The sequence below is a fragment of the Janthinobacterium sp. UMAB-56 genome (genome assembly GCF_900095265.1).
Taxonomy (GTDB): domain Bacteria; phylum Pseudomonadota; class Gammaproteobacteria; order Burkholderiales; family Burkholderiaceae_D; genus Janthinobacterium.
Genome location: NZ_LT607653.1, coordinates 18,220 through 42,445 on the forward strand (window position 1 = coordinate 18,220; position 24,226 = coordinate 42,445).

Below are 24,226 nucleotides of genomic sequence, written 5' to 3' on the forward strand. Positions count from 1 at the left end.
TATGTTCGGTAATTTCGACTTCGATGTCATCTCCCGCTCGTGGGTTTACCTGTTCCAGACCGGCATGGTGTTCACCCTGAAGCTGACGGCGCTGGCCATGGTGGGCGGCATCGTGCTGGGCACCTTGCTGGCGCTGATGCGCTTGTCCAGCAACCGCCTCATCTCGGGCGTGGCATCGAGCTACGTCAACCTGATACGCTCGATCCCGCTGGTGCTGGTGATCTTCTGGTTCTACTTCCTGGTGCCGTACATCGCCGCCTGGGTCATCGGCGCGAACGAACCCGTGAAAGTGGGCGCGTTTTCTTCCGCGCTGATCACCTTCATCATGTTCGAGGCGGCATACTATTGCGAGATCATGCGCAGTGGCATACAGTCGATTCCGCGTGGCCAGGTATGGGCCGGCCAGGCGCTGGGCATGAATTACCGGCAAACCATGGGCAGCATCGTATTGCCGCAGGCCTTCCGCAACATGATCCCCGTGCTGCTGACGCAGACCATCGTGCTGTTCCAGGACGTGTCGCTCGTGTACGTGCTGTCGATTCCCGATTTCGTCGGCGCTGCCTCGAAAATCGCGCAGCGCGACGGCCGCCTGGTGGAAATGTATGTGTTTGTCGCCGTCGTGTATTTCGTGCTGTGCTATGCCTTGTCGTTCCTGGTAAAGCGCCTGCAGAAACGCGTCGCCATCATTCGCTAACCGTAAAAGAAAGAACAAGATGATTGAACTCAATAACGTCAGCAAATGGTATGGCCAGTTCCAGGTACTGACCGACTGCACCACCAAGGTCGCCAAGGGCGATGTGATGGTCATTTGCGGCCCTTCGGGCTCCGGCAAGTCGACCCTGATCAAGACCGTCAACGGCCTGGAGCCGATACAGCAGGGGCAGATCATCGTCGATGGCATTGCCGTCAACGACCCGAAGACGAACCTGTCTAAACTGCGCGCGCGCATTGGCATGGTGTTCCAGAATTTCGAGCTGTTTCCACACCTGTCCATCCGCGAAAACCTGACCATCGGCCAGATCAAGGTGCTCGGTCGCAGCGCCGACGAAGCCAATGCCAAGGGCTTGAAATACCTGGACCGCGTGGGCCTGCTGTCGCAGCAGGACAAGTTCCCCGGCCAGCTGTCTGGCGGCCAGCAGCAGCGCGTGGCCATCGCCCGCGCGCTGTCGATGGACCCGATCGCCATGCTGTTTGACGAGCCCACTTCGGCGCTCGACCCGGAGATGATCAACGAGGTGCTCGACGTGATGGTGGGCCTGGCGCAGGAAGGCATGACCATGATGGTCGTCACGCATGAAATGGGCTTTGCCAAGCGCGTGGCCAACCGCATCGTCTTCATGGACCAGGGCAAGATCATCGAGGATTGCAGCAAGGATGACTTCTTCAATACGACACGTTCGGACCGCGCGCGCGATTTCCTCGCCAAGATCATCCATTAATTTCCGTTTTTTTGAAGTTGAGTGCCAATGCCTCTCATGAAACAACTAGCCGGCGCGATGCTGGCCCTGGGCATGCTGGCCCATGCCCACGCGGCTGACAAGATCGCCGTCGACATCGCCCTGCGCGACGCTACCCTGATCGACGTTGCCGCCGGGCACACCGTCAAGGGCAAGTCCGTGCTGCTCAAGGGCGACAGTATCGTCGCCGTCGTCAATGACGTGCAGCTGCGCAACTACGCACCGAAGCAGACCATCCGCCTTCCCGGCAAATACCTGATGCCGGGACTGTGGGACACGCATGTGCATTTTGGCGGCGGCCCCGAGCTGATTGACGAGAACAAGCAGTTGCTGCCTTTGTATCTGGCGCATGGCATCACCACGGTGCGCGATTGCTCGGGCGACTTGCCCGACACGGTACTGGCCTGGCGCCAGCAAATCAACGCGGGCCAGTTGCAGGGCCCGACGATCTTTACTTCCGGCGCCAAGCTCGAGGGCATCAAGCCGCTGTGGAAGGGCACCATCGAAGTAGGTACGCCGCAGGAAGTCACGCGCGCGCTCGACGGCCTGCAGGCGCAGCAAGTGGACTTTGTGAAGATCACGGAAAACACGCTGAAGCCGGAGCTGTACCTGGAAGCGCTGCGCCAGGCACGCGAGCGGGGCATGCGCACTTCGGGCCATATCCCCGTGCAGCTGACCCTGGAGCAGATGGCCGATGCTGGCCTGGGCACCATCGAGCATCAATCGTACTTGCTGCGGGCCACCACGCCGCGCGAACAGGAGCTGACGGCCAAGGTGGCTGCCGGTGCGATGACGGGCAAGGAGGCCATGCGCGAGAGCCTACAAAGCTACGACGAGCCGACGGCGCGCAAGGCCTTCAGCTATCTGGCCGCCCGCGGCACGGCCATCGTGCCGACCCTGTGGGGCTCGCGCGTGACGGCTTACCTGGACCGCGAAGACCACACGCACGATCCGGCCCTGCAATACATCGGCAAGGGCTTGCGCGCCACCTACGACTGGCGCGTGCAGCGCGCCGCCAAGGATGGCCCGGATGCGATCGTTCAGCGCCATGCGCAGTTCGAGCAGTCGGCAAAGCTGCTGCCCATTTTGCAGCAGCAGGGCGTGAGCATCATCGCCGGCACCGATGCGGGATTTTTGAATTCCTTCGACTATCCGGGCCAGGCCTTGCACGATGAAATCGGCCTGTACGTGCAGTACGGCCTGACGCCGCAGCAAGCCTTGCAGTCGGCCGTCATCAACGGTCCCCGCTTCCTGGGCAAGCTGGGCCGCTACGGCAGCGTGGCGGCCGGCAAGGCGGCCGATTTGCTGGTGCTCGACGCCAACCCGCTGCAGGACATTGGCGCCACCCGCCAGATCCGCCTGGTGGTTAGCCGTGGCCACGTGTACGACCGCGCCGCGCTGGACCGGATGCTGGCCGAAATCCGTGCCTGGGTGGCCAAACAAGAGCTTGCGCCTGTCGCGTCCTGATTCGCGTGTACTCCTGATATTGAAAACGGCCAGTGCACACTGGCCGTTTTGTCGTCCGGCAGCGGGTGTGCACTGGCTCTTCGGGCCGGCGGGCCGGCCCCGCGGCTGGTAAAATGGCGCTATCCGCAATGACCGCCTGAGAGCAGCCGCCATGTCCACACTCGATCACACCCCAGCCGCCGTTCCATCTTCCATCACCATCACCCGTCCTGACGACTGGCATTTGCACCTGCGCGACGGCGCCGTCATGGCCAGCGTGCTGCCGCACAGCGCGCGCCAGTTCGGCCGTGCCATCGTCATGCCGAACCTGAAGCCGCCCGTCACCACCACGGCCGATGCTAGCGCCTACCGCGAGCGCATCCTGGCCGCCGTGCCCGAAGGCGTGAACTTCGATCCGCTGATGGTGCTGTACCTGACGAACAACACCTCGCCCGACGAAATCCGCCGCGCGCAGGACAGCGGCATCGTGCAAGCCGTGAAACTGTATCCGGCCGGCGCCACGACGAATTCCGACCTGGGCGTGACGGATTTGAAGAATTGCTACAAGGTGCTTGAAGTGATGCAGGAAGTGGGCATGCCCTTCCTCGTGCACGGCGAAGTGACGGACCCGGAAATCGACATTTTCGACCGCGAAGCCGTCTTCATCGAGCGCGTGATGCGTCCGCTGCGCAGCGCCTTCCCGGCCCTCTCCGTCGTGTTCGAACATATCACGACCAAGGATGCGGCGCAGTACGTGGCCGAAGCGGAAGGTCCGATCGCCGCCACCATCACGGCGCATCATCTGCTGTACAACCGCAACGAGATTTTCAAGGGTGGCATCCGTCCCCATTTCTACTGCCTGCCCATCCTGAAGCGCGAAGAGCACCGTCTGGCTCTGATGACGGCGGCCGCCAGCGGCGACGAGCGCTTCTTCCTCGGCACGGATTCGGCGCCCCACGCGCAAGGCGCCAAGGAAATGGCGTGTGGTTGCGCCGGTTGCTACACGGCCCTGCACGCGATGGAAATGTATGCCGAAGCGTTCGAACGGGCCGGCGCGCTGGATAAACTGGAAGCCTTTGCCAGCTTCCACGGCCCGGCCTTCTACGGCGTGCCGCGCAACGCGGATACCATCACCTTGAAGCGCGAAAGCTGGACCTTGCCGGCCTCGCTGCCCCTGGGCGACAGCCATGTCATTCCGCTCAACGCGGGCGAGCAGATCAACTGGAAAATGGTCTAAGCGCTCCATGCTGCCATCGATAGACTGGACCCGCCCCTGGTTTGCCACGGTGCTGCCGGCGCGACGGCAGCTGGACCTGCAGCGCGACACGGTGGTCCAGGCGCTGAACGGGCGGGCGCGGGCGCTGGACTTGCGCAATCCGTCCGGCCTGCCGCTGGCCTTCGTGCCGCAAGCCGACCTGCCCGAAGGCGTCGCGTACGAAGAGTTCATCGGCGCGACGGGCGGCGTGCCCACGCGCGATAATCTGCACGATTTTTTCAACGCGCTCGTGTGGCTGACTTTCCCCCGCATCAAGCGGCAATTGAATGCGCTGCAGTCGGCGCAGATTGCCCTGTCCGGCGTCGGCAAATCGCGTGGTCCCGCGCGCGATGGCGCGACGATCTTTGACGAAAATTCCGCCTTGCTGGTGCTGCGCGACAGCGAGGCCGGGCGCGCGCTGGAAGCGGCGCTGCGCGGGCATGACTGGCGCAACGCGTTTATCACGCAGCGCGAGAAGTTTGCTGCCGGTGGCGACGCTGAAGTCTGGCTGTTCGGCCATGCGCTGATGGAAAAACTGGTGGCGCCGCGCAAGGCCATCACGGCGCACACGCGCGTGATCTTCGCCGGCGACGCCTACTTTGCACTCGATGAGGCGGCACGCCGCGCCTGGCTCGACGAGCGGGTGGCGCAAGACCTCGCCAACGATGGCTTGACGACAGCCGACTTCACGCCGCTGCCCGTGCTCGGTTTGCCCGGCTGGTGCGAAGGCCAGGACGACGATTTTTACAATGACGCGGCGGTGTTCCGCCCGAAGCGCAAGGCAACTGGCGCAGAAAGAGAGTAGAGCATGGAAAATTCCATCCGCTGGGGCATCCTCGGCACCGGCAAGATTGCCCGTGCGATGGCCGATGGCTTGCGCGATGCGCCCGGGGCGCAACTGGTGGCGGTCGCCTCGCGCAGCAGCGCTGGCGCGCAAGCCTTCGGCGCCGAATTCGGCATCGAGCGTTGCCACGGTTCCTACCAGGCGCTGGCCATGGACCCCAGTGTAGACGTGATCTACATCGCCACGCCGCATACCTTGCATGCGGAAAACGCCCTGCTGTGCCTGGCCGCCGGCAAACATGTCGTGTGCGAAAAACCGTTCACCATGAACGCGCGCGAAGCGCAGGCCGTGGTCGACCTGGCGCGCGAGAAAAATCTGTTCCTGATGGAAGCCATGTGGAGCCGCTTCCTGCCCGCCGTGCAGGAAGCGCAGCGCATCATCGCCAGCGGCGAAATTGGCGTGTTGCGGCAGGTGCAGGCCGATATCGGCTTTGTCGCCAATTTCCCGCCCGAGCATCGCATGTTCAATCCCGAACTCGGTGGCGGCGCATTGCTCGACGTGGGTATTTATCCGCTCTCGATGGCGGCCTTTTTCCTCGGTCCGGTAGCGCAGGTGCAGGCGCTGGCTGAAATGGGCGCCACCGGCGTCGATGAGCAGGTCGTGTTCTCCCTGCTGCATGCGGGAGGCGGTACCTCGTCCTGCGCCTGCAGCCTGCGCGCGCAAACGCCGACAGAAATGACCATTTCCGGTAGCCTGGGCCGCATACGTCTGCCCAACCGTTTTTACAAGCCCGATCAACTGATCGTCGAAGCGATGAATGGCGAACGCCGCGTCGTCGCCGTGCCGCACCTGGGCAATGGCTACGCGCACGAGGCGATCGAAGCGATGCGCTGCATCCGCGCCGGCCTGCTGGAAAGCCCCGTCATGGCGCATGCGGACAGCGTGGCGCTGATGCACAACCTTGACACCATGCGTGGCCAGATCGGTCTCGTCTACACAGCCGACCAGGCGAAATCAGGAACCCCATGACATTGCAGTCTTCCCGCCCCAGCCTGAAAACTGTCCTCATCGCCAGCGGCGTCGTCCTGACCCTGGCGATGGGCGTGCGCCACGGCCTGGGCTTCTGGATGCAGCCGATTTCGCAAGCGAATGGCTGGACGCGTGAAACGTATTCGCTGGCGCTAGCCATGCAAAACCTGATGTGGGGCGTCTTCGGCCCGTTCGCCGGCATGGCGGCCGACCGTTTCGGCACCATGCGCGTCGTCATTGTCGGCGCCATAAGCTACATGGCGGGCCTGGTGTGGATGGCGTTGGTGACGCTACCCACCCTGTTCATCGTCGGCTCGGGTATCTTCATCGGCCTGGCGCTGGCCTGCACGGCCTTTGGCGCCATCAGCGGCATCATCGGCCGTAGCGCACCGCCCGAGCAGCGCTCATGGGCCTTCGGCATCTCGTCGGCGGCCGGCTCCTTCGGCCAGTTCCTGATGATGCCCGTGGAGCAGCAACTGATTTCTGCCGTGGGCTGGCAAAACGCCTTTTACGTGCTGGCCGCGCTGGTGCTGCTGGCGATGATCCCGATGGCCTTCTACCTGCGCGAGCCGCCCGTCACGCACGCCAGCGGTCCGCAGCAAAGCATCGGTGATGCCTTCGGCGAAGCTATCGGCCACCGCTCGTTCTGGCTGCTGCTGGCAGGCTATTTTGTCTGCGGTTTCCAGCTGGTCTTCATCGGCGTGCATTTGCCGGCCTACCTGAAGGACCAGGGATTGATGAATCCGAATATCGCCGTCACGGCGCTGGCGCTGATCGGCCTGTTCAACATCGTCGGTTCCTACTATGCGGGCAAACTCGGTGGCAAAATAGCCAAGCGCTACCTGCTGTCGGCTATCTATGTGACGCGCGCGGTGATCATTGCGCTATTCCTGCTGGCGCCATTGTCGGCGTGGTCGGTGTACCTGTTCGCCGCCGGCATGGGCTTGCTATGGCTGTCGACGGTGCCGCTGACGAACGGCATCATCGCCGGCATCTTCGGCGTGAAGCACCTGTCGATGCTGGCCGGGATGGTGTTCTTCTCGCACCAGGTGGGCAGCTTCCTGGGCGCGTGGCTGGGCGGCTACCTGTATGAGCAGCAGGGCAGTTACCACGTCGTGTGGATGATCACCATCGGCCTGGGCTTGCTGGCCGCGCTGATCAACCTGCCCATCGATGAACGCGCCGTCAGGCGTGCGGCGGTGGCCGCGTAATGGCCAGCTGGCGCACATGGCTATGGCGCCTGGCTGGCGCCGCGTTGCTGGCCCTTGTTTTCATGGCGTATTTGCGCCCCGACTTCATGCTCGACCTGGCGAACCGCTTCTGGATGTGCATGTAGGTCCGATTTGGGATGAACGGTTTGACTATTGTTTTTAATGCTAAGGATATTGCCGCCTTTTTTGATGCGGTCACCTTGAGTCGTGGCCACGATTATGCGCGGCGCGGCAAGGTGCTGGCTGTCACTGCCGATGGCGATGAGATCAAAGGCAAGGTTAGCGGGAGCGGCAGGCAAAGCTATCGGCAGACGGTGCGGGTCAAGCCAGGCCCGCGCGGCGTGAGATTCGACGGCGCTTGCAGTTGTCCCATGGATTACAACTGCAAGCATGTGGCGGCGCTCTTGCTAAGTTATCTGGAACTGATCCCGCCGCAGCCCGTGGCCGTGCCTGAGGATGGGTTGACGCCGCCGCTGCTTTCCTGGTTGCGCGGCCTGGCGCAGGCCGTTGCGCCCAAGCCCGTGGTCAAACGTGCCGGCGCTACGGCCAAGGCCATGTATCGCCTGGTGTATGTGCTGATGCCAAATCCTTCTGACAGCCTGGATCTGTTCCTGTGTCGCGCGCGGCTGCGCGTCGGCGGCACCATAGCTTCTGTGTCGGTGCTGGCCAATCTCTACGATATTCGTCATTATCCTCCGGCCTATATGAGCGCAGCCGATCGCTATTCGGCGCATCTGTTTTTTCTGCTGCGCGGAGGCTCCGAGTTTTCCACTGCTGTTGCCGGTGTGCGAGGTGCCATCGGCGCCGAGCTGTTGCAGGATTTGCTGCAAGGGCAGCGGCTGTTCCGCGCCGCCACACGCGATGAATTGAAGGCTGGTCTGCTGACCCCGATGCGGGCTGCCGGCGCGCGCCAGGCGCGCTTGGCTTGGGCCGCGCGCGAGGACGACAGCGTCATGCTGCGCTGGGAGTCGGACGACGGCGTGCCGCTGGAATATGTGTTGGCGACGGAGCCGGCGTGGTTTGTCCAGGCTGGAGAAATCGGGCCGCTGAATTTGCCTGAAGGCCTGGCGGCCCTGGCGCCGAACGATTTGAATTTGCTGGTGGCCAGCGCGCCGCGCGTCGCCGGCAAACAGCGCGCCGCACTGGCGCGTGAAATGCTGTCGCAAGGACTGGACCGAATTGTTGCGCCGCCGCCCGCGCTGCGCAATATTGTCCGGCGCGATATCGCGCCGCGTCCTTTCCTTCTGTTGGCCAGCATCGACAGCGATACAGTGGCCGCGCCGCCGCACGACTTCGCCCTGCTGGCGTTCGATTATGACGGCCTGCGCGCTTCGACCGATGCCGCGCAAAAGCTGCAGCGGCATACCGTCAGCGGCAATGAGACGATCGAGCGCGATATGCAAGCAGAAAGGGCAGCCATGCGCAGCCTGCAAGCGCGCGGTTTTGTCGCTCCCGATGCCGGCATAACGGCACTGCATTCGGTGGCAGGCATACTGCAACTGCCGGGTCAGGCCGCCTGGCTCGATTTTGCCGCGCATGGCGTGCCTGCCTTGCGTCAGCAGGGCTGGCTGATCGAGTACGGTCCCGGCTACCGCTACGATCTGGCCTTGATCGACGACTGGTATGCCGAGGTGGAGGAAGACGGCGAGGGCGGCAACGCCTGGTTCGAGCTGGAACTGGGCATCGTCGTCCATGGGCAGCGCATCGCCTTGTTGCCCGTGCTGCTGCAATGGATACGCGAAGCGCCCGATCACTTCGATCCCGAAGCGCTGGCGCTGCGCGATGATGCCGAACACCTGATCGCCAGCTTGCCCGGGGGCATGCAGGTGGCCCTGCCGTGGAGCCGTATCAAGCCCATCTTGCATACCTTGGGCGAGCTGTATTTCAAGGAGCACGTCGGCGCCGGCCTGCGCTTGCCGGTGCTCGATGCCGCGCGCCTGGCCGAACTGGAAGCGAGCGCGCAGTTGCGTTGGACAGGCGGCGAACGGCTGCGTCAGTCGGGCGCCAGATTGCGCGCTTTTGACGGCATTGCGCCGGTTGCCGCACCGGCTGGCCTGCAAGCGCACTTGCGTGCCTACCAGAGCGAGGGGCTGGCATGGATGCAGTTCCTGCGCGAATATCGTTTCGCCGGCATCCTGGCCGATGACATGGGCTTGGGAAAGACCATCCAGACGCTGTCCCACATCTTGCTGGAAAAGGAGGCCGGCCGGCTGACGTCGCCGGCGCTGGTGGTGGCGCCGACTAGCCTGATGGGCAATTGGCAGGCAGAGGCGGCGCGCTTCGCGCCTGCCCTGCGGGTGCTGCTGTTGCACGGGCCGCAACGCGCACAGCATTTTGAGCAGATGGGGCTATACGACCTGGTGCTGACCACGTATGCGCTGCTGCCGCGCGACGAGGAAGCCTTGCGTCGTCAGCATTTTCATTTGCTGATCCTGGACGAATCGCAATACATCAAGAATAGCAACTCGAAGGCCGCACAGACGGCAGCGCTGCTAGCGGCTACGCACCGTTTGTGCCTGACCGGCACGCCGCTGCAAAATCACCTGGGCGAGTTGTGGGCGCAGTTTCACTTCCTGATGCCAGGCTTGCTGGGAGATCAAAAAACCTTCAACACCGAGTTTCGCAAACCGATAGAAAAGCTTGGCGATGGCGCGCGCAACGCTTTCCTGGTGCGCCGCATCAAACCATTTTTGCTGCGCCGTACCAAGGACAAGGTGGCCAAGGAGTTGCCGGCCAAGACAGAAATGGTGCGCGAAGTCGAACTGGCCGGCGCGCAGCGCGATCTGTACGAAACGGTGCGCCTTGCGATGGCGGAAAAAGTGCGCGCGGCGATCGCCGCCAAGGGCCTGGCGCGTAGCCAGATCGTGATTCTGGACGCCTTGCTCAAGCTGCGCCAGGTCTGTTGCGACCCACGCCTGCTGGCGGGCGCCGGCAAGAAAGGTACGGCGCCGTCGGCCAAGTTGATGGAATTGATGGAGATGCTGGAAGCGTTGCTGGCCGAAGGGCGCAAAGTACTGGTGTTCTCGCAATTTACCAGTATGCTGGCGCTGATCGAAGAGCAGTTGCGCGAGCGCGGCATCAATTACGCCTTGCTGACGGGCGAGACCAGGGACCGCAGCGCGCAGGTCGACACCTTCCAGCAAGGCAGCGTGCCCTTGTTTTTGATCAGTCTGAAGGCCGGCGGTGTCGGCTTGAACCTGACTGCGGCCGATACCGTTATCCACTACGATCCATGGTGGAATCCCGCAGTGGAAAATCAGGCCACCGATCGCGCCTGGCGCATCGGCCAGGACAAGCCGGTATTTGTCTACAAATTGATCGCCAAAGGCACGCTGGAAGAAAAAATCCAGGAAATGCAGCGCCGCAAGGCCGAACTGGCCGATGCCGTCCTGGCCCAAGGTCCGGCGCAAACGCTGGCGATCACGCAAGACGACTTGCAGGAGATTTTCGCGCCCTTGAAAAGCGCTTAGACTTTCAGAAACTCTTCTTTCCCACCCAGCCAGCGCGCCAGGTGCGCTTCCACTGTGGCTGCCGCTGCCGTCGTGGTGGCGTGCAGCAGATCGTGTGCCACGTCGCGCGCCTGGTCGACCAGCCATTGATCCGTTTCCAGGTCGGCGAAGCGCAGCATGGCCTGGCCGGACTGGCGCGCACCGAGAAATTCGCCGGGGCCACGGATTTCCAGGTCGCGGCGGGCGATTTCGAAGCCGTCCGTCGTTTCGCGCATGGTCATCAAACGCTGGCGCGCCACGCCGCCCAGCGGGCCCTGGTACAGCAGCAGGCAGACGCTGGCCGCCGAGCCGCGGCCCACGCGGCCACGCAGCTGGTGCAGCTGCGACAAACCAAAACGTTCGGCATGCTCGATCACCATCAGCGAGGCGTTCGGCACGTCGACGCCCACCTCGATGACGGTGGTGGCCACCAGCACGTGGATATGCCCGGCGATGAAGGCATCCATCACTTCCTGCTTTTCCGCCGGTTTCAATCGGCCATGCACGAGGCCCACCTGCAGCGCGGGCAAGGCTTCGGCCAGCATCATGTAGGTGTCGGTGGCTGTTTGCAGCTGCAGCGCTTCCGATTCCTCGATCAGGGGGCAGACCCAGTACACCTGCCGCCCTTCCAGCGCGGCCGCATACACGCGGGCGATGACTTCGTCGCGCCGGTTCTGGTCGATGGCGCGCGTGACGATGGGGCTGCGTCCGGGCGGCAGCTCGTCGATCACGGATACTTCCAGGTCGGCGTAATATGTCATGGCCAGGGTGCGCGGGATCGGCGTGGCCGACATCATCAACTGGTGCGGCACGGCCGCGCTGTCGCCCTTGTTGCGCAAGGTCAGGCGCTGACCCACGCCGAAACGGTGCTGCTCGTCGACGATGACCAGGCCCAGTTTCGCAAACAGCACGTTGTCCTGGATCAGCGCATGCGTGCCGATCACCAGCTGCGCTTCGCCCGATTCGATCAGGGCCAGCGCCGCCGTTTTTTCTTTTTTCTTCAGGCTGCCCGTCAGCCACGCCACCTTCACGCCCAGCGGCTCCATCCAGGCGGCGATCTTGCGAAAGTGCTGCTCGGCCAGAATCTCCGTGGGCGCCATCAGCGCGGCCTGGTAGCCGCTGTCGATGGCCTGGGTGGCGGACAGCGCCGCCACTACCGTCTTGCCGCTGCCGACGTCGCCTTGCAGCAGACGCTGCATCGGGTAGGGCTGGCGCAAATCGGCGCGGATTTCCTCGAGCACGCGCGCCTGCGCGTCCGTCAGCTTGAAGGGCAGGGCGGCGCCGAAGGATACCGACAGGGTGCCGACGATGGGCAGGGAGGCAGCGCCTTTCGAGCGGCGCGCGCGCTGGGCGCGTTTCAGCGACAGTTGTTGCGCCAGCAGTTCATCGAACTTCATGCGCACCCAGGCCGGGTGCGAGCGGTCCATCAGCGCGCTTTCATCGATGTCCTGCGGCGGATAGTGCAGCAGGCGCACGGCAGCCTGGAAGGGCGACAGCTGCATCTCGCGCAGCAACTGGTCGGGCAAGGTATCCTGCCAGTCGATGCGGCGCATGGCGTCGGCGATCTCGCGCCGCAGGACGTGCTGCGACAGGCCTTCGCCGGACGGATACACGGGCGTCAGCGCCGTGGGCAGCGGCGCGCCCTCGTTGACGACTTTATACGTCGGGTGGACCATCTCGGCGCCGAAAAAGCCGTGTTTGAGTTCGGCGCGCGCGCGTACCCGCGTGCCTTCGGCCAGCTGCTTGACCTGGCTGCCGTAGAAATTCATGAAGCGCAGCAGTAAATTGCCCGTTTCGTCGGCGATCGTCACCAGCAATTGCTTGCGCGGCTTGAAATTGACTTCGCACTTGGTGACGACACCCTCGACTTGCCACGACTCGCCGCCGCGCAGGCAGGCGTCGCGTATGGTGTAGACCTTGGTTTCATCCTCGTAGCGCATCGGCAGGTGCAGCACCAGGTCCATATCGCTGCGCAAGCCCAGTTTGGCCAGCCGGCTTTCCGTGCTGACCACCTTTTTTGCGGCTTTCGGCTTCGCGGCCGGCTTGGCTGCGGGAGGTAGATCGGGCTTTGGATCGGGCATATGGGAGATTTTTGTGCCGCTAGCGTAAAATAGAGGGTTGTCCGGCACACCCTGTGCGTACCGCAGTCGTAGTTGTTGCGGCGGATTATTGTAATGCCTGTATAGGCGCACAGTATAGTGCCAGATGTTCCATTGCGCACTCCTAATCATTTTTGACGTACTTTTGAAGCAAAACGCATGTATTCGCTTTCCGATTTCGATTTTAATTTGCCGCAAGAAAACATTGCGCAAACTCCGTTGGCCGAGCGCAGCGCCTCGCGCCTGTTGCATCTGGACGGCGACGCCCTGGTCGACCGCCAGTTCGCTGACATCGTCGGGCTGTTGCAAGCGGGCGACCTGCTGGTGATGAACGATACGCGCGTGCTGAAAGCGCGCTTCTTCGGTGTCAAGGAAAGCGGCGGCAAGATCGAGGCGCTGGTCGAGCGCGTGCTCGATGAGCGAACCGTGCTGGCCCAGGTGCGCGCCTCGAAGTCGCCGCCGCCCGGTTGCCGCATCCGCCTGGCCGACGCCTTCGATGTGACGGTGGGCCAGCGCGCCGGCGAGTTCTTTACGCTGCACTTCGAGGCCGACGTGTTCGAACTGATCGAGGCGCATGGCCGTTTGCCCCTGCCGCCTTACATCGAGCACGATGCGGACGAATTTGACGAGACGCGCTACCAGACCGTGTTCAACAAGGTGCCGGGCGCTGTCGCTGCGCCAACGGCCGGCCTGCATTTCGATCAGGCCCTGCTCGACCAGCTGAAAGCGAAGGGCGTCAACTTTGCCTATGTCACCCTGCACGTGGGTGCGGGCACCTTCCAGCCCGTGCGCACGGAAGTGCTGGCCGAGCACAAGATGCATACCGAGTGGTACACCATGGCGCAGGATACCGTCGACGCCGTGCGCGCCGCGCAGCGTGCCGGGCGCGATGTGGTCGCCGTCGGCACGACCAGCTTGCGCGCGCTGGAATCGGCCTCGCAAAGCGGCCAGCTGGTGGCGGGCAGCGCCGATACGGCCCTGTTCATCACGCCCGGCTATGCCTTCAAGACGGTGACGCGCCTGATCACCAACTTCCATTTGCCGAAGTCGACCCTGCTGATGCTGGTGTCGGCCTTTGCCGGCTATGCGCCGATCCGCAGCGCCTACGCGCATGCGATCGCGCAGAACTACCGTTTCTTCAGTTATGGCGACGCGATGCTGCTGACCACGCAATCGCGCGCTCCGCTGAACCTTGATACTCCCGTGAAAGACTGACATGCTGGAATTTACTTTACTCAAGACCGACACGAGCGGCCTGACCAAGGCACGCCGCGGCACCCTGAAACTCAACCATGGCGTCGTACAGACGCCGATCTTCATGCCAGTGGGTACTTACGGCTCCGTGAAAGCCATGTCGCCGCTGGAACTTAATGAGATCGACGCGCAGATCATTTTGGGCAATACGTTTCACCTGTGGTTGCGCCCTGGTAACACCGTCATGGAAAAATTCGGCGGCTTGCATGGCTTCATGGGCTGGAACAAGCCTATCCTGACCGATTCGGGCGGCTTCCAGGTGTTTTCGCTGGGTGCCATGCGCAAGATCACGGAAGAGGGCGTGCATTTCAATTCGCCGATCAACGGCGATAAACTGTTCCTCTCGCCGGAAGTGTCGATGCAAGTGCAGCGCGTCTTGAATTCCGACATCGTCATGCAGTTCGACGAGTGCACGCCGTACGAGATCCAGGGCCGCCCGGCCACCATCGAAGAAGCGGCCAAGTCGATGCGCATGTCCTTGCGCTGGGCGCAGCGTTCGAAGGACGAGTTCCACCGCGGTGAAAACCCGAATGCGCTGTTCGGCATCGTGCAAGGCGGCATGTTCGAGATGCTGCGCGACGAGTCCCTGGCCAAGCTGGAAGAGATCGATTTCCCCGGTATCGCCATCGGCGGCCTGTCCGTTGGCGAACCGAAGGAAGACATGATGCGCATGCTGGCCCACGTGGGCCCGCGCCTGCCTGCCAACAAGCCGCATTACCTGATGGGCGTGGGCACGCCGGAAGACCTGGTGGCCGGCGTGTCGAACGGCATCGATATGTTCGACTGCGTCATGCCGACGCGCAATGCCCGCAATGGCTGGCTGTTCACCCGTTTTGGCGACATCAAGATCAAGAACGCCAAGTACAAGGAAGACCAGGCCCCGCTCGACGAGACCTGCAGCTGCTACGCCTGCCGCAATTTCTCGCGCGCCTACCTGCACCATTTGCACCGCTCCAAGGAAATCCTCGGCGCGCGCCTCAATACCATCCATAACCTGCATTACTACCTGGATCTGATGCGCCAGATGCGCGAGGCGCTGGACGAAGACCGTTTCCACGCGTTTACGCTGCAATTCCATGCGGAACGCGCACGCGGAACTTAAGAAGTGCTTAGGTTCATGGGCCGCGAGGCCCTGAGCTGAGGTTTTCGAGATTGGTGCTTGGACTGGGGCGATAAAGCATTGCATAATGCTTTTTTAGCCCCATTTGAATCTGCCATGCCTGCAATTGAGGGGATGGCCTTTTGTCAATGCTAGAATACAGCGCTGTTTTTTCAAACTGATTAGAACTGGAGTCACCGTGTTTTTCATTTCCAACGCTTATGCGCAAGCCCCAACCGAAGCCCTGGGCCTCGGCGGCAACCTGACCAGCTTCCTGCCGCTGGTATTGATGTTCGTGGTCATGTATTTCCTGATGATCCGCCCACAGCAAAAACGCGCCAAAGAACAACGGGCGATGATGGACGCGCTGGCCAAGGGTGACGAAGTCGTCACCGCCGGTGGCATGCTGGGCCGTGTTGTCAAGGTAGTGGACGCTTACGTCACCATCGAAGTGGCGGCCAGCACCGAAATCACCGTGCAAAAGAGCTCCATTACCACCTTGCTGCCTAAAGGCACCCTGAAGGCACTGTAATTCCTCGCCGTCATTGCTGCGGCAATGATAGACCCGGGGCGGCTATCGGCCGCCCCTCGCGACGCCTCCGACGCTCAACACTGAACGCTGAATCACTATGAATCGCTATCCTGCCTGGAAATACATCATCATCGTCGTCGCCTTATTGCTGGGCGCACTCTATACGGCGCCCAATTATTTCGGTGAGTCACCGGCGCTGCAAGTAACCAGCGGCAAGTCGACCGTCAAAGTGACGGGCGAGCTGATGACGCAAGTCGAGCAAATATTGACGAAAGAGAACGTCAAGTCGGAAGGTGTCACCATGGATGGCGCCGGCAATCTGGCCTCCGTACGCGTGCGTTTCGCCGATCCCGACACCCAGTTCAAGGCGAAACTGGTGCTGGAAAAGGACTTGAATACGGATGCCAGCGACCCTGCTTACATCGTGACGGTCAATCTGCAAGCCAATACACCGATGTGGATGCAAAAACTGCATGCCTTGCCGATGTTCCTGGGCCTGGACTTGCGCGGCGGCGTGCACTTCCTGATGCAGGTCGATGCGAAAGCCGTACTGAACAAGAAAGTCCAGGGCGTCCAGTCCGCCTCGCGTAGCGTCTTGCGCGACAAGAATATCCGCCACGCCGGCATCGAGCGCGTGGGCGACAGCGTGCAGATCAACTTCCGTGACGCGGAAACGCGCCTGAAGGCAAAGAATGTGTTGTCCGACCAGATGACGGAACTGGCGTTCGCCGATGCGGGCGAAGGCAGCGATTTGAAACTGAACATCACCCTGAAACCGGCCGCACTGAAGGCGACCATCGATGAAGGCGTGAAACAGAATATTTCCACCCTGTCCAAGCGCGTCAACGAGCTGGGTGTGGCCGAGCCGCTGATCCAGCAGCAAGGTCCTGACCGCATCGTGGTGCAACTGCCTGGCGTGCAGGACGTGGCCCGCGCGAAAGCCATCATCGGCCGCACGGCCACGCTGGAAGTGCGCCTGGTCGATGAAAGCATCGTGCCTGGCACGGAACTGTCGAGCGCCATTCCGTTCAACTCGGAATTGTTTACCGTTGGCAAGGGCGTCCCTGTCGTGCTGGCGAAAGACGTGATCCTGACGGGCGACTATATCTCCAGCGCGACGGCCAGCTTCGACCAGAACCAGCAAGCGGCAGTGTCGATCGACCTGAACGGCGACGGCGGACGCAAGATGCGCGAAGCGACGCGCGAACGCGTAGGCAAGCGCATGGCCATCGTGCTGTTTGAAAAGGGCAAGCCGGAAGTGCTGTCGGTCGCGACCATCCAGCAGGAACTCGGTTCGCGCTTCCAGATCACCGGCATGGGCGGCGCGGAAAACGCGAATGAACTGGCGCTGCTGCTGCGCTCGGGCGCCCTGTCCGCACCGATGACCGTCATCGAAGAACGCACGATCGGACCGCAGCTGGGCGCGGAAAACATCGCCAAGGGTTTCCACTCGACCTTGTACGGCTTCATCGCCATCGCCATCTTCATGATCGCCTACTACATGCTGTTCGGCGCCTTCAGCGTGCTGGCCCTGGCCACCAACCTGCTGTTGTTGATCGGCTTGTTGTCGATGATACAGGTGACTCTCACACTGCCCGGTATCGCCGCTATTGCGCTGGCGCTGGGCATGGCGATTGACGCCAACGTGCTGATCAATGAACGTATCCGCGAAGAGCTGCGCGCCGGCAATACGCCGCAAGCGGCGATCGCTGCCGGCTTCGACCGCGCCTGGGCCACGATTCTCGATTCGAACGTGACCACCCTGATCGTCGGCCTGGCACTGCTGGCCTTCGGTAGCGGCCCGGTGCGCGGCTTCGCTGTCGTGCATTGCCTGGGTATCCTGACCTCGATGTTCTCGTCCGTCTTCGTCTCGCGCGGCGTGGTCAACCTCTGGTATGGCCGCAAGAAAAAGCTGACGACCTTGTCGATCGGCACGGTGTGGGTGCCGGGCACCAGCAAATAAGCCGCGGCCCCGACTCACCCAATAGCGTCAACAGCGATAGCGTCCGGCGGCACAGCCGGCGGACGCACAGAATAGAACTCAGAGGATTTCATGGAATTTTTCCGGATCAAAAAAGATATTCCCTTCATGCGCCATGCGTTGATTTTCAACGTCATTTCGGCGGTGACCTTCCTTGCCGCCGTCTTCTTCCTGGTGCACAAGGGCTTGCACCTGTCCGTGGAATTCAAGGGTGGCACCGTGATGGAGGTGAAATACCCCAAGGCGGCCAACCTCGAAGGCATACGCGGCACCCTGATCGCCATGGGCTATGAAGAGCCGGGCGTGACCAGCTTCGACACGGCGCGTGACGTGATGATCCGCCTGCCGGTGGAAAAAGGCGTCAGCGCCGCGAACACCTCGCTGCGTGTGTTTGAATCTCTGTGCAAGGCCGAACAAGGTACGACCAAGGCCATCGATACCGTCACTGAAAAGGGCGAGCATGTGCTCAAGAGCGCGTGCATGGACGCCGCTGGCAGCGAGGCAGTGGTGTTGCAGAAAGTCGAATTCGTCGGCCCGCAAGTGGGCGAGGAACTGGCGCAGAACGGCTTGAACGCGCTGGTGGTGGTGATTATCGGCGTGATGATCTACCTGGCCATCCGCTTCGAATGGAAATACGCCGTCTCGGCCATTATCGCCAACTTGCACGACGTGGTGATCATCCTGGGCTTCTTCGCTTTCTTCGAGTGGGAATTCTCGCTGACGGTACTGGCGGCCATCCTGGCGGTGCTCGGCTATTCGGTCAATGAATCGGTGGTGATTTTTGACCGTATCCGCGAAAACTTCCGCAAGCAGCGCAAGTCCAGCGTGCATGAAGTGATCGACAGCGCGATCACCAGCACCATTTCGCGTACCATCATCACCCACGGTTCGACCCAGATGATGGTGCTGTCGATGCTGGTCTTCGGTGGCCAGACCCTGCACCACTTCGCACTGGCGCTGACCATCGGTATCTGCTTCGGTATTTACTCGTCCGTATTCGTCGCGGCCTCGATCGCCATGTGGCTGGGCGTCAAGCGCGAAGACTTGATCAAGCCGGTCAAGGAAAAAGACGAAACCGACGGCGCCGTGGTGTAAGCGCGGTTTTTTTTGCAGCTTGAATGGAAGAACGATCACCGTCTGCGGTGGTCGTTTTTTTTTGTGGTGGATGACGATGAAGCATTTTTTATGGCTAGCGGTGATGGCGGGCGTGACGGCATTTGCCGGCGCCGCCGATTTCAGCCGCACCGGCAGTGACAGCATCGCCATGCGCGGCCCGATTGCCGATGGCGACGTGGGCAAGCTGCGCCTGCTGGCCACGCCCGGCACCACGCTGTTGCGCGTGAATAGCGATGGTGGTGATCCGCAGGCGGCGATGCAGCTGGGGCGCTACCTGCGCCAGCGGCAATGGCGTCTCGCCATCGACACGGTGTGCACGGGCAGTTGTGCCCTGTATGTCTTCCCGGCCGCGCAGCGCAAGCACATTCCCGCCGATGCCGTACTGGCGCTGCAGGAATCGGCTTTCCTGCGCGCGCAGGCGGACCAGGAACAGATGCGCCGCAGCCTGCGCGAGGCGGGCGTGGCGGCCGAGGACCTGGACCGTGAAACGGCGGCACTGGCGACCCGATTGGCCCGCACGGCGGGGCTGGAAGCGGCGTTTGCGGCCGAGCTGGGCATTGCCCCCGCCTTTTACCGCGATTTCCGCCAGGTGGCGACGCAGGCCGATGGCGTGCGCCAGCGCTTTCCCGACCAGGAGGCGGCCGTCTACTGGTGGCCGGCCGCCGCCCGCTTGCAGCGCTGCTACGGCATCGCCGGCGTGCAAGAGGGGCCGCGCACGGCGCGCCTGGCGCCGGACGGTTATCTGTACGTACCTGCCCTGTCCGCCCTGGTGATGGGTGATCAGGCCTTGCAGGACTGCCCATGAGCCGCAGCGGCCGTTTGTTCCTGCTGATGGACGCCATGCGCGCCAGGCGCGTGCCCGTCACGGCGGCCCAGCTGGCGCAGCAGCTGGGCGTATCCGAGCGCACGATTTACCGCGATATCCAGACCCTGGCCGAACTGGGTGCCCCCTTGCAGGGCGAGGCAGGCATCGGCTATGTGATGCGCCGCGGCGCTTTTTTGCCGCCGCTGATGTTCGGCGCCGACGAACTGGAAGCGCTGGTGCTGGGCGCGCGCTGGGTGCGCCGCCAGGGCGATGCGGGCCTGGCGCAGGCGGCCAGCAATGCCCTGGCGAAGATAGCGGCCGCTTCGCCGCGCGACCTGCGCGACAGCATGGCAGAGACCAGCCTGTGGGTGCCGCTGGGGCGCCCCGCCGATGGCGCGCAGCCGACCGACCTGCATGTGCAGCCGGTGCGCGAGGCGATCCGCTACGAACAGAAACTCACGCTCGCATATCAGGATGAGCACGGCAGCGCCACCTCGCGCATGGTGTGGCCGTTTGCCCTGGCCTTTTTTGAAGGCAAGCGCCTGTTGGCCGCCTGGTGCGAACTGCGCGGCGATTACCGGCATTTCCGCATCGACCGCATCGCCAGCGTGCAGCGGCATGAAGAGCGCTATCCCACGCGCCGCTACGCTTTGCTCGACACCTGGCGCAAGGCGCATGATATTGATCCGGAATCCTGAGATTTTCTCCTGACAAAAACTGTCAGTGGCTGCTTCTACGATGGTGGCTTCTTTACTCACCGGAGCCATCTACCATGCGCCTGTACCATCACCCCATGTCCTCGAATGCCCGCCGTGCCCTGATGACGGCGATCCACCTCGGCTTGCCCCTGGAACTGGCGGAAGTCGACCTGATGAATGCGGATGACCGCCGCCGCCTGGCCGAGCTGAACCCGAACGGCAAGGTGCCCGTGCTGGCCGATGGCGATTTCCTGCTGTGGGAATCGTGCGCCATCATGCAATACCTGGCCGAGCAAGTGCCGGGCCAGACGCTTTATCCGCAGGCGCCACAGCCCCGCGCCGATGTCAACCGCTGGCTGTTCTGGGCCGCGCAGCATTTCGCGCCGGCCATCAGCGTGCTGGCCTGGGAACGCGCCTGGAAGGGCATGACGGGCAATGGTCCGGCGGATCCGCTGGAAGAGGCGCGCGGCGAGCGCGCACTGCATGCCTGCGCCGTGGTGCTGGACGCGCACCTGGCCCAGCGCAGCTGGCTTGGCGGGGACGCCTTGACGCTGGCCGATTTCGCCGTGGCCGCGCCGCTGATGTACAGCGAAGCCGTGCGCTTGCCGGTGGCGCAGTACCAGCATATCCAGGCGTGGTTTGCCCGTGTGCGGCAGTTGCGCGCCTGGCAGGAAACGGAGGTAGCGCTGTTGCCGGGGTAAATTGCATGCTAAGTGTGCCAGCGCACGGAGCCGGCGTGGCGCACCGCATAAGATGGAGCTGTCTCTTTCAGGACATCCCTAGCTTTGGACTTTACCCGCTTTCGAGCGGGTTTTTTTTTGTCCGGGGCAAAATAGGCTTGATAATTTGCTCATCGCCGCACAGATGGGGCGCACCCCACGTCCAGAAGGTACGCCATGTTCATGCCACGCCATCCGAAACCCCTGTTGAGCACAAGGGCGGTCGCCACGCAAGTTGTCCAGCAAAAGCAGGAAACGAAGGCCATGGACAAGCACGTGCTGATCGTCGAAACGCGCAAGCCGGCGGCGCCGCCGCCAGCGAGCAAGAAGCCGGCAGGCTAGTGCACGAGCACCTTCAGCAGCGACTGCACTTCGTCGTCCGATTCTTCCATGATGCTCGACAGCATCGCATCGTCGCCGATCAGGCAATCGATGCTGCCCGCAGCGCGGGCGGCCCGCACGGCGATGGCGGCCGGGCTTTCGTTGAGGGGCGACGAGACGGGCGCCAGGTCATTCGCCAGCAACAGGGTGTCGCCCAGCGATTCGGGTGGAATGGCGCGCAAGCCTTCCCACAGCGCTTCGATGGCGCCCATCACCGCTTCCGGCACCTTCAGTTTCGTCAAGACGCCATGGCCGATGGCTTGTTCGCCATGTTCCATCCAGTCCTGCGGTTCGCCGTCGAGGATGCCGGGGAATTCGGCCGCGCGCGACAGCAGATAAAAACCGCCCACTTCATGCATGATGCCGGCAAACAGGGCCGTATCGGGGTCGACCCGGGTGACGCGGCGTGCCAGCACCTGCGACAGGGCCGCCACGTGGGCCGTATGCTCCCACAGCTGGTTGGCCTTCGCTTGCAGCGCCGGATCGGTGATGGTGCTGCCCAGCTGGCGCACGATCAGCGATGCCACCACCGATTGCAAGGTACGCACGCCGAGTCGCTGCACGGCGTTGCGTACGCTGGTGATTTCATTGCCGGAGCGGTTGAACGCCACGGAATTGGCGATGGCCACCGTGCGCGCGGCCAGCAGCGGGTCGGCCTGCACCAGCTTGGCGGCGGCCTCGATATGGCAGTCGGGATCAGCCAGCGCCTCTTGCAGCTTGAGCGAAGCGTCCACATTGGCAGGAAAGGTCAGCTCGCCACGAGCGGCTTGTGCGGCGATGCTTTTAAAGGCGTCGAGTCTGTTCATTGAAAAAATTATACTCGCAATATTTCCGTACGGAACTTTTTAACCGTGATCTTTTCGTAAACAGCTTGGCAAAAGGCAAACAAAGCCACGTAAACGGGAAAAGGGCGTGCCCCTGTCCCGGCGGCACGCCCTTTTTCGACAAGACGAGCGTGATCAGTCAGCTTCGCTAAATATGGCGTCACAGCCTTCGATCAGTTCGTCGCTGTCTTCCAGTTCGTCCGTCAGGCCCAGGTCGAACAATTCCTCGACAGCATTCATGAAGCTGTTGTGCTTGGTGGCGCCGATCAGGCGGTAGATTTCGCCGTCTTCGTTGCGTACGCCGATGATCAGCTTTTCCTGGCGTACCAGTTCCGGCGTGCTGGCGTTGAGCAGCAGGTTGCCGATGATGTGTTTATCGAAATGAGCGGGCTTTTTGCCTTCGAGCAATGTGGTTTTCAACTTGGTTTCCTTTGTCTTGTTTGAATGTCTGTGCTTGGTGAATGGTCAGCCGTTGCCATGGGCGATGGCGTGTTTCAGGCCCGCCAGGGTGGTTTCCAGACGCATGAAATCGTCTTCGGTATAGCCCTCGAACAGGCGTTGCCCCTCGTTTGTCAGCTTGGGGAACACGTCATGGAATACCTGTTCCCCTTCGCCGCTCAGGCGCACGTAATAGGAGCGCTTGTCGCGTGGGCAACGTTCGCGCACCACCAACCCCTTTTGTTCCAGCCGCTCCACCACGCCCGTCAAGGTGCCCTTGGTAATCAGGGTTTTCTGGCCCAGTTCCTTGTAGGACATGCCACAGGTGTTGCCGAGCGTGGCGATGATGTCGAATTGCGCATGCGTCAAGCCGTACTGGCGCACGAAGTCGCCAGAAAACCGCTCGAAGCCTTGCATGCATTCGGCCAGCAGCCGGATACTCTTTAAATATCGTTCACCCATGGCGGTGATTATATCCTTCCGCTGGGCTTTTTTCCGCCGCGCCAGGAAGTGCCCTTGCACGAGGGTCTGGATGGGGCGGAAGTCCGGTATCATGTGGGCAACTCAGCCCTTGCCCCTGGCCCGCCTCGCCGATGTCCTTCGCTAATCTTTCCCGTATCGGCCTCGACAAACCGCTGCGTTTGCTGCTGGTCCATGCCGGCGATGCCGCGTCGATTACCTGGGCCGGCCTGGTGCAGCCGCTGCGCCTGTGCGCGCGGGCGCTGGGGCCCGCTGCCCTGCAATTGGACGAGCGCACGCCGGAACAGGTGGCTGCGCAGGGCGGCAACTGGCATATCGCCCTGCTGGTGGCCGATGAAACGGAAGCGCCGCTGCGCGCCGAGCTGTGCCGGGCCGTGATCGAGCGCTGCCGTTCGGCGCCATTCTGGGGCGGCGTGGGCGCGGCCGTGCTGTGGCTGGCCGATGCCGGCGTCATGGACGGCGTGCGTATCGCCTTGCCGTGGGCCCTGTACGCCGACGCGGAAGCGAAGGCGGAACGGGCCATTTTGACGCCTCATCTATTCGACATCGACGGTCCGCACCTCACCTGCTGCGGCGGTGCGGCCAGCATCGACTTTTCGCTGACCCTGATCGAGACCATCTTTGGCGCCGACGTGCAGGCGCTCGTCAAGGAAGCCTTGTGCGTGGACAAGGTGCGCGGCAAGGAAGAGCGCCAGCGCGTGGCCCTGCAGGCGCGTTTCGGCGTGTTGCAGCCGAAACTTTCTGAAGCGGTGACCTTGATGGAAGCCAATATCGAGGAGCCGCTGTCGACGGACGACATCGCCAGCCTGGTGGGCCTGTCGCGGCGCCAGCTCGAGCGGCTGTTCAAGCAATACCTGGGCAGCCTGCCATCGCGCTACTACCTGGAGTTGCGCCTGCAGCGCTCCAGGCAATTGTTGCTTGATACGCATTATTCCATCGTGCAAGTGGGCCTGATGTGCGGCTTTTCCTCGGGCTCGCACTTTTCCACGGCCTTTGGCACCCTGTTTGGCAATACCCCCCGCGAAGAGCGGCAAAGAAAACTCCTGCCGCCAGCCTAGTCAGCGGCAAGGCAGCTGTGATGAATTGTGAAAATCCTTGTCGCAGATTCAAAAGAGTTTTAGCATCCCGCT

At 62.5% G+C, this 24,226-nt stretch carries 23 protein-coding genes; 18 read left to right on the plus strand and 5 right to left on the minus strand.

Annotated elements, in window-relative coordinates:
* The first annotated feature begins 1 nt into the window (after position 1).
* The 7 genes from K0F85_RS06020 to K0F85_RS06050 all read left to right on the plus strand — a co-directional run bounded on the left by K0F85_RS06020 (position 2) and on the right by K0F85_RS06050 (position 7,182).
* On the plus strand, positions 2-694 hold the full coding sequence (locus K0F85_RS06020; RefSeq protein WP_219115037.1) for an amino acid ABC transporter permease: 693 nt from the start codon (positions 2-4) through the stop codon (positions 692-694).
* A 19-nt stretch (positions 695-713) separates the two neighbouring features.
* Positions 714-1,439, plus strand: a complete 726-nt coding sequence (locus tag K0F85_RS06025) for an amino acid ABC transporter ATP-binding protein (protein WP_219115038.1) — start codon at positions 714-716, stop codon at positions 1,437-1,439.
* A gap of 36 nt (positions 1,440-1,475) precedes the next feature.
* Positions 1,476-2,924 carry an amidohydrolase family protein gene (locus tag K0F85_RS06030; protein ID WP_257572565.1) on the plus strand — a complete coding sequence of 483 codons (1,449 nt, stop codon included), beginning with the start codon at positions 1,476-1,478 and terminating at the stop codon, positions 2,922-2,924.
* A 151-nt stretch (positions 2,925-3,075) separates the two neighbouring features.
* The gene (gene pyrC / locus K0F85_RS06035) at positions 3,076-4,140 is read left to right on the plus strand and encodes a dihydroorotase (protein ID WP_219115040.1); all 1,065 of its coding nucleotides are present in this window, start codon (positions 3,076-3,078) and stop codon (positions 4,138-4,140) included.
* Between the two features lie 7 nt (positions 4,141-4,147).
* Positions 4,148-4,963: a DUF3025 domain-containing protein gene (locus K0F85_RS06040; RefSeq protein ID WP_219115041.1), complete on the plus strand. Its 816-nt coding sequence runs from the start codon at positions 4,148-4,150 to the stop codon at positions 4,961-4,963.
* 3 nt (positions 4,964-4,966) lie between these two features.
* Positions 4,967-5,971, plus strand: a complete 1,005-nt coding sequence (locus tag K0F85_RS06045; protein ID WP_219115042.1) for a Gfo/Idh/MocA family protein — start codon at positions 4,967-4,969, stop codon at positions 5,969-5,971.
* Entirely contained in the window at positions 5,968-7,182 is a 1,215-nt protein-coding gene (locus K0F85_RS06050; RefSeq protein ID WP_219115043.1) for an MFS transporter, read from the plus strand. Before K0F85_RS06045 ends, K0F85_RS06050 begins: the two co-directional genes overlap by 4 nt.
* A gap of 20 nt (positions 7,183-7,202) precedes the next feature.
* On the opposite strand, the gene K0F85_RS28615 is transcribed toward K0F85_RS06050, so the two are convergent.
* A complete protein-coding gene (locus K0F85_RS28615) occupies positions 7,203-7,574 on the minus strand; it encodes a hypothetical protein (RefSeq protein WP_257572619.1) in 372 nt (123 codons plus the stop codon).
* Between K0F85_RS28615 and K0F85_RS06055 the strand changes: the two genes are divergently transcribed.
* Entirely contained in the window at positions 7,554-10,652 is a 3,099-nt protein-coding gene (locus tag K0F85_RS06055) for a DEAD/DEAH box helicase (protein ID WP_257572614.1), read from the plus strand. The genes K0F85_RS28615 and K0F85_RS06055 overlap by 21 nt on opposite strands.
* On the opposite strand, the gene recG is transcribed toward K0F85_RS06055, so the two are convergent.
* Positions 10,649-12,751 (minus strand): ATP-dependent DNA helicase RecG, encoded by a 2,103-nt coding sequence (gene recG / locus K0F85_RS06060; protein WP_219115045.1) that lies wholly within the window; start codon positions 12,749-12,751, stop codon positions 10,649-10,651. The two genes, K0F85_RS06055 and recG, sit on opposite strands and share 4 nt — an antisense overlap.
* Positions 12,752-12,928: 177 nt before the next feature.
* Here recG and queA point away from each other — a divergent pair, with 177 nt between their 5' ends.
* The 9 genes from queA (at position 12,929) to K0F85_RS06105 (ending at position 21,315) form a co-directional block, all read left to right on the plus strand.
* A complete protein-coding gene (gene queA, locus K0F85_RS06065) occupies positions 12,929-13,984 on the plus strand; it encodes a tRNA preQ1(34) S-adenosylmethionine ribosyltransferase-isomerase QueA (RefSeq protein WP_219115046.1) in 1,056 nt (351 codons plus the stop codon).
* 1 nt (position 13,985) lies between these two features.
* Positions 13,986-15,125, plus strand: a complete 1,140-nt coding sequence (gene tgt, locus K0F85_RS06070; RefSeq protein ID WP_034745502.1) for a tRNA guanosine(34) transglycosylase Tgt — start codon at positions 13,986-13,988, stop codon at positions 15,123-15,125.
* A gap of 196 nt (positions 15,126-15,321) precedes the next feature.
* On the plus strand, positions 15,322-15,654 hold the full coding sequence (gene yajC, locus K0F85_RS06075; RefSeq protein WP_219115047.1) for a preprotein translocase subunit YajC: 333 nt from the start codon (positions 15,322-15,324) through the stop codon (positions 15,652-15,654).
* 97 nt (positions 15,655-15,751) lie between these two features.
* Positions 15,752-17,617 carry a protein translocase subunit SecD gene (secD, locus tag K0F85_RS06080; RefSeq protein WP_219115048.1) on the plus strand — a complete coding sequence of 622 codons (1,866 nt, stop codon included), beginning with the start codon at positions 15,752-15,754 and terminating at the stop codon, positions 17,615-17,617.
* Positions 17,618-17,707: 90 nt separating this feature from the next.
* Positions 17,708-18,730, plus strand: coding sequence for a protein translocase subunit SecF (secF, locus tag K0F85_RS06085; protein WP_219115049.1), 1,023 nt, complete (start codon positions 17,708-17,710; stop codon positions 18,728-18,730).
* A 76-nt stretch (positions 18,731-18,806) separates the two neighbouring features.
* Positions 18,807-19,556 carry a hypothetical protein gene (locus tag K0F85_RS06090; RefSeq protein ID WP_219115050.1) on the plus strand — a complete coding sequence of 250 codons (750 nt, stop codon included), beginning with the start codon at positions 18,807-18,809 and terminating at the stop codon, positions 19,554-19,556.
* Positions 19,553-20,254: a YafY family protein gene (locus K0F85_RS06095; RefSeq protein WP_219115051.1), complete on the plus strand. Its 702-nt coding sequence runs from the start codon at positions 19,553-19,555 to the stop codon at positions 20,252-20,254. Before K0F85_RS06090 ends, K0F85_RS06095 begins: the two co-directional genes overlap by 4 nt.
* Positions 20,255-20,328: 74 nt before the next feature.
* A complete protein-coding gene (locus K0F85_RS06100) occupies positions 20,329-20,955 on the plus strand; it encodes a glutathione S-transferase family protein (protein ID WP_219115052.1) in 627 nt (208 codons plus the stop codon).
* A 195-nt stretch (positions 20,956-21,150) separates the two neighbouring features.
* Positions 21,151-21,315, plus strand: a complete 165-nt coding sequence (locus tag K0F85_RS06105) for a hypothetical protein (RefSeq protein WP_219115053.1) — start codon at positions 21,151-21,153, stop codon at positions 21,313-21,315.
* Here the strand turns inward: K0F85_RS06105 and K0F85_RS06110 are convergent.
* The 3 genes from K0F85_RS06110 to K0F85_RS06120 form a co-directional block, all read right to left on the minus strand.
* Positions 21,312-22,160: an HDOD domain-containing protein gene (locus K0F85_RS06110; protein ID WP_219115054.1), complete on the minus strand. Its 849-nt coding sequence runs from the start codon at positions 22,158-22,160 to the stop codon at positions 21,312-21,314. The two genes, K0F85_RS06105 and K0F85_RS06110, sit on opposite strands and share 4 nt — an antisense overlap.
* A gap of 153 nt (positions 22,161-22,313) precedes the next feature.
* Positions 22,314-22,598 (minus strand): hypothetical protein, encoded by a 285-nt coding sequence (locus K0F85_RS06115; RefSeq protein WP_219115055.1) that lies wholly within the window; start codon positions 22,596-22,598, stop codon positions 22,314-22,316.
* A 45-nt stretch (positions 22,599-22,643) separates the two neighbouring features.
* Complete coding sequence (locus K0F85_RS06120) at positions 22,644-23,078, minus strand: MarR family winged helix-turn-helix transcriptional regulator (RefSeq protein ID WP_219115056.1); 435 nt, start codon at positions 23,076-23,078, stop codon at positions 22,644-22,646.
* Between the two features lie 131 nt (positions 23,079-23,209).
* Here K0F85_RS06120 and K0F85_RS06125 point away from each other — a divergent pair, with 131 nt between their 5' ends.
* A complete protein-coding gene (locus K0F85_RS06125; RefSeq protein ID WP_219115057.1) occupies positions 23,210-24,154 on the plus strand; it encodes a GlxA family transcriptional regulator in 945 nt (314 codons plus the stop codon).
* The last annotated feature ends 72 nt before the right edge of the window (positions 24,155-24,226 follow it).

Coding starts and splice junctions, on each gene's coding strand:
- K0F85_RS06105 (WP_219115053.1), top strand. CDS start 21,151: ATGTTCATGCCACGCCATCCGAAACCCCTGTTGAGCACAAGGGCGGTC.
- K0F85_RS06120 (WP_219115056.1), bottom strand. CDS start 23,078: ATGGGTGAACGATATTTAAAGAGTATCCGGCTGCTGGCCGAATGCATG.
- K0F85_RS06025 (WP_219115038.1), top strand. CDS start 714: ATGATTGAACTCAATAACGTCAGCAAATGGTATGGCCAGTTCCAGGTA.
- K0F85_RS06040 (WP_219115041.1), top strand. CDS start 4,148: ATGCTGCCATCGATAGACTGGACCCGCCCCTGGTTTGCCACGGTGCTG.
- queA (WP_219115046.1), top strand. CDS start 12,929: ATGTATTCGCTTTCCGATTTCGATTTTAATTTGCCGCAAGAAAACATT.
- secD (WP_219115048.1), top strand. CDS start 15,752: ATGAATCGCTATCCTGCCTGGAAATACATCATCATCGTCGTCGCCTTA.
- secF (WP_219115049.1), top strand. CDS start 17,708: ATGGAATTTTTCCGGATCAAAAAAGATATTCCCTTCATGCGCCATGCG.
- K0F85_RS06100 (WP_219115052.1), top strand. CDS start 20,329: ATGCGCCTGTACCATCACCCCATGTCCTCGAATGCCCGCCGTGCCCTG.
- K0F85_RS28615 (WP_257572619.1), bottom strand. CDS start 7,574: ATGCTTGCAGTTGTAATCCATGGGACAACTGCAAGCGCCGTCGAATCT.
- K0F85_RS06020 (WP_219115037.1), top strand. CDS start 2: ATGTTCGGTAATTTCGACTTCGATGTCATCTCCCGCTCGTGGGTTTAC.
- K0F85_RS06110 (WP_219115054.1), bottom strand. CDS start 22,160: ATGAACAGACTCGACGCCTTTAAAAGCATCGCCGCACAAGCCGCTCGT.
- tgt (WP_034745502.1), top strand. CDS start 13,986: ATGCTGGAATTTACTTTACTCAAGACCGACACGAGCGGCCTGACCAAG.
- K0F85_RS06095 (WP_219115051.1), top strand. CDS start 19,553: ATGAGCCGCAGCGGCCGTTTGTTCCTGCTGATGGACGCCATGCGCGCC.
- K0F85_RS06050 (WP_219115043.1), top strand. CDS start 5,968: ATGACATTGCAGTCTTCCCGCCCCAGCCTGAAAACTGTCCTCATCGCC.
- pyrC (WP_219115040.1), top strand. CDS start 3,076: ATGTCCACACTCGATCACACCCCAGCCGCCGTTCCATCTTCCATCACC.
- K0F85_RS06030 (WP_257572565.1), top strand. CDS start 1,476: ATGAAACAACTAGCCGGCGCGATGCTGGCCCTGGGCATGCTGGCCCAT.
- K0F85_RS06090 (WP_219115050.1), top strand. CDS start 18,807: ATGAAGCATTTTTTATGGCTAGCGGTGATGGCGGGCGTGACGGCATTT.
- K0F85_RS06125 (WP_219115057.1), top strand. CDS start 23,210: ATGTCCTTCGCTAATCTTTCCCGTATCGGCCTCGACAAACCGCTGCGT.
- K0F85_RS06055 (WP_257572614.1), top strand. CDS start 7,554: ATGGATTACAACTGCAAGCATGTGGCGGCGCTCTTGCTAAGTTATCTG.
- recG (WP_219115045.1), bottom strand. CDS start 12,751: ATGCCCGATCCAAAGCCCGATCTACCTCCCGCAGCCAAGCCGGCCGCG.
- K0F85_RS06045 (WP_219115042.1), top strand. CDS start 4,967: ATGGAAAATTCCATCCGCTGGGGCATCCTCGGCACCGGCAAGATTGCC.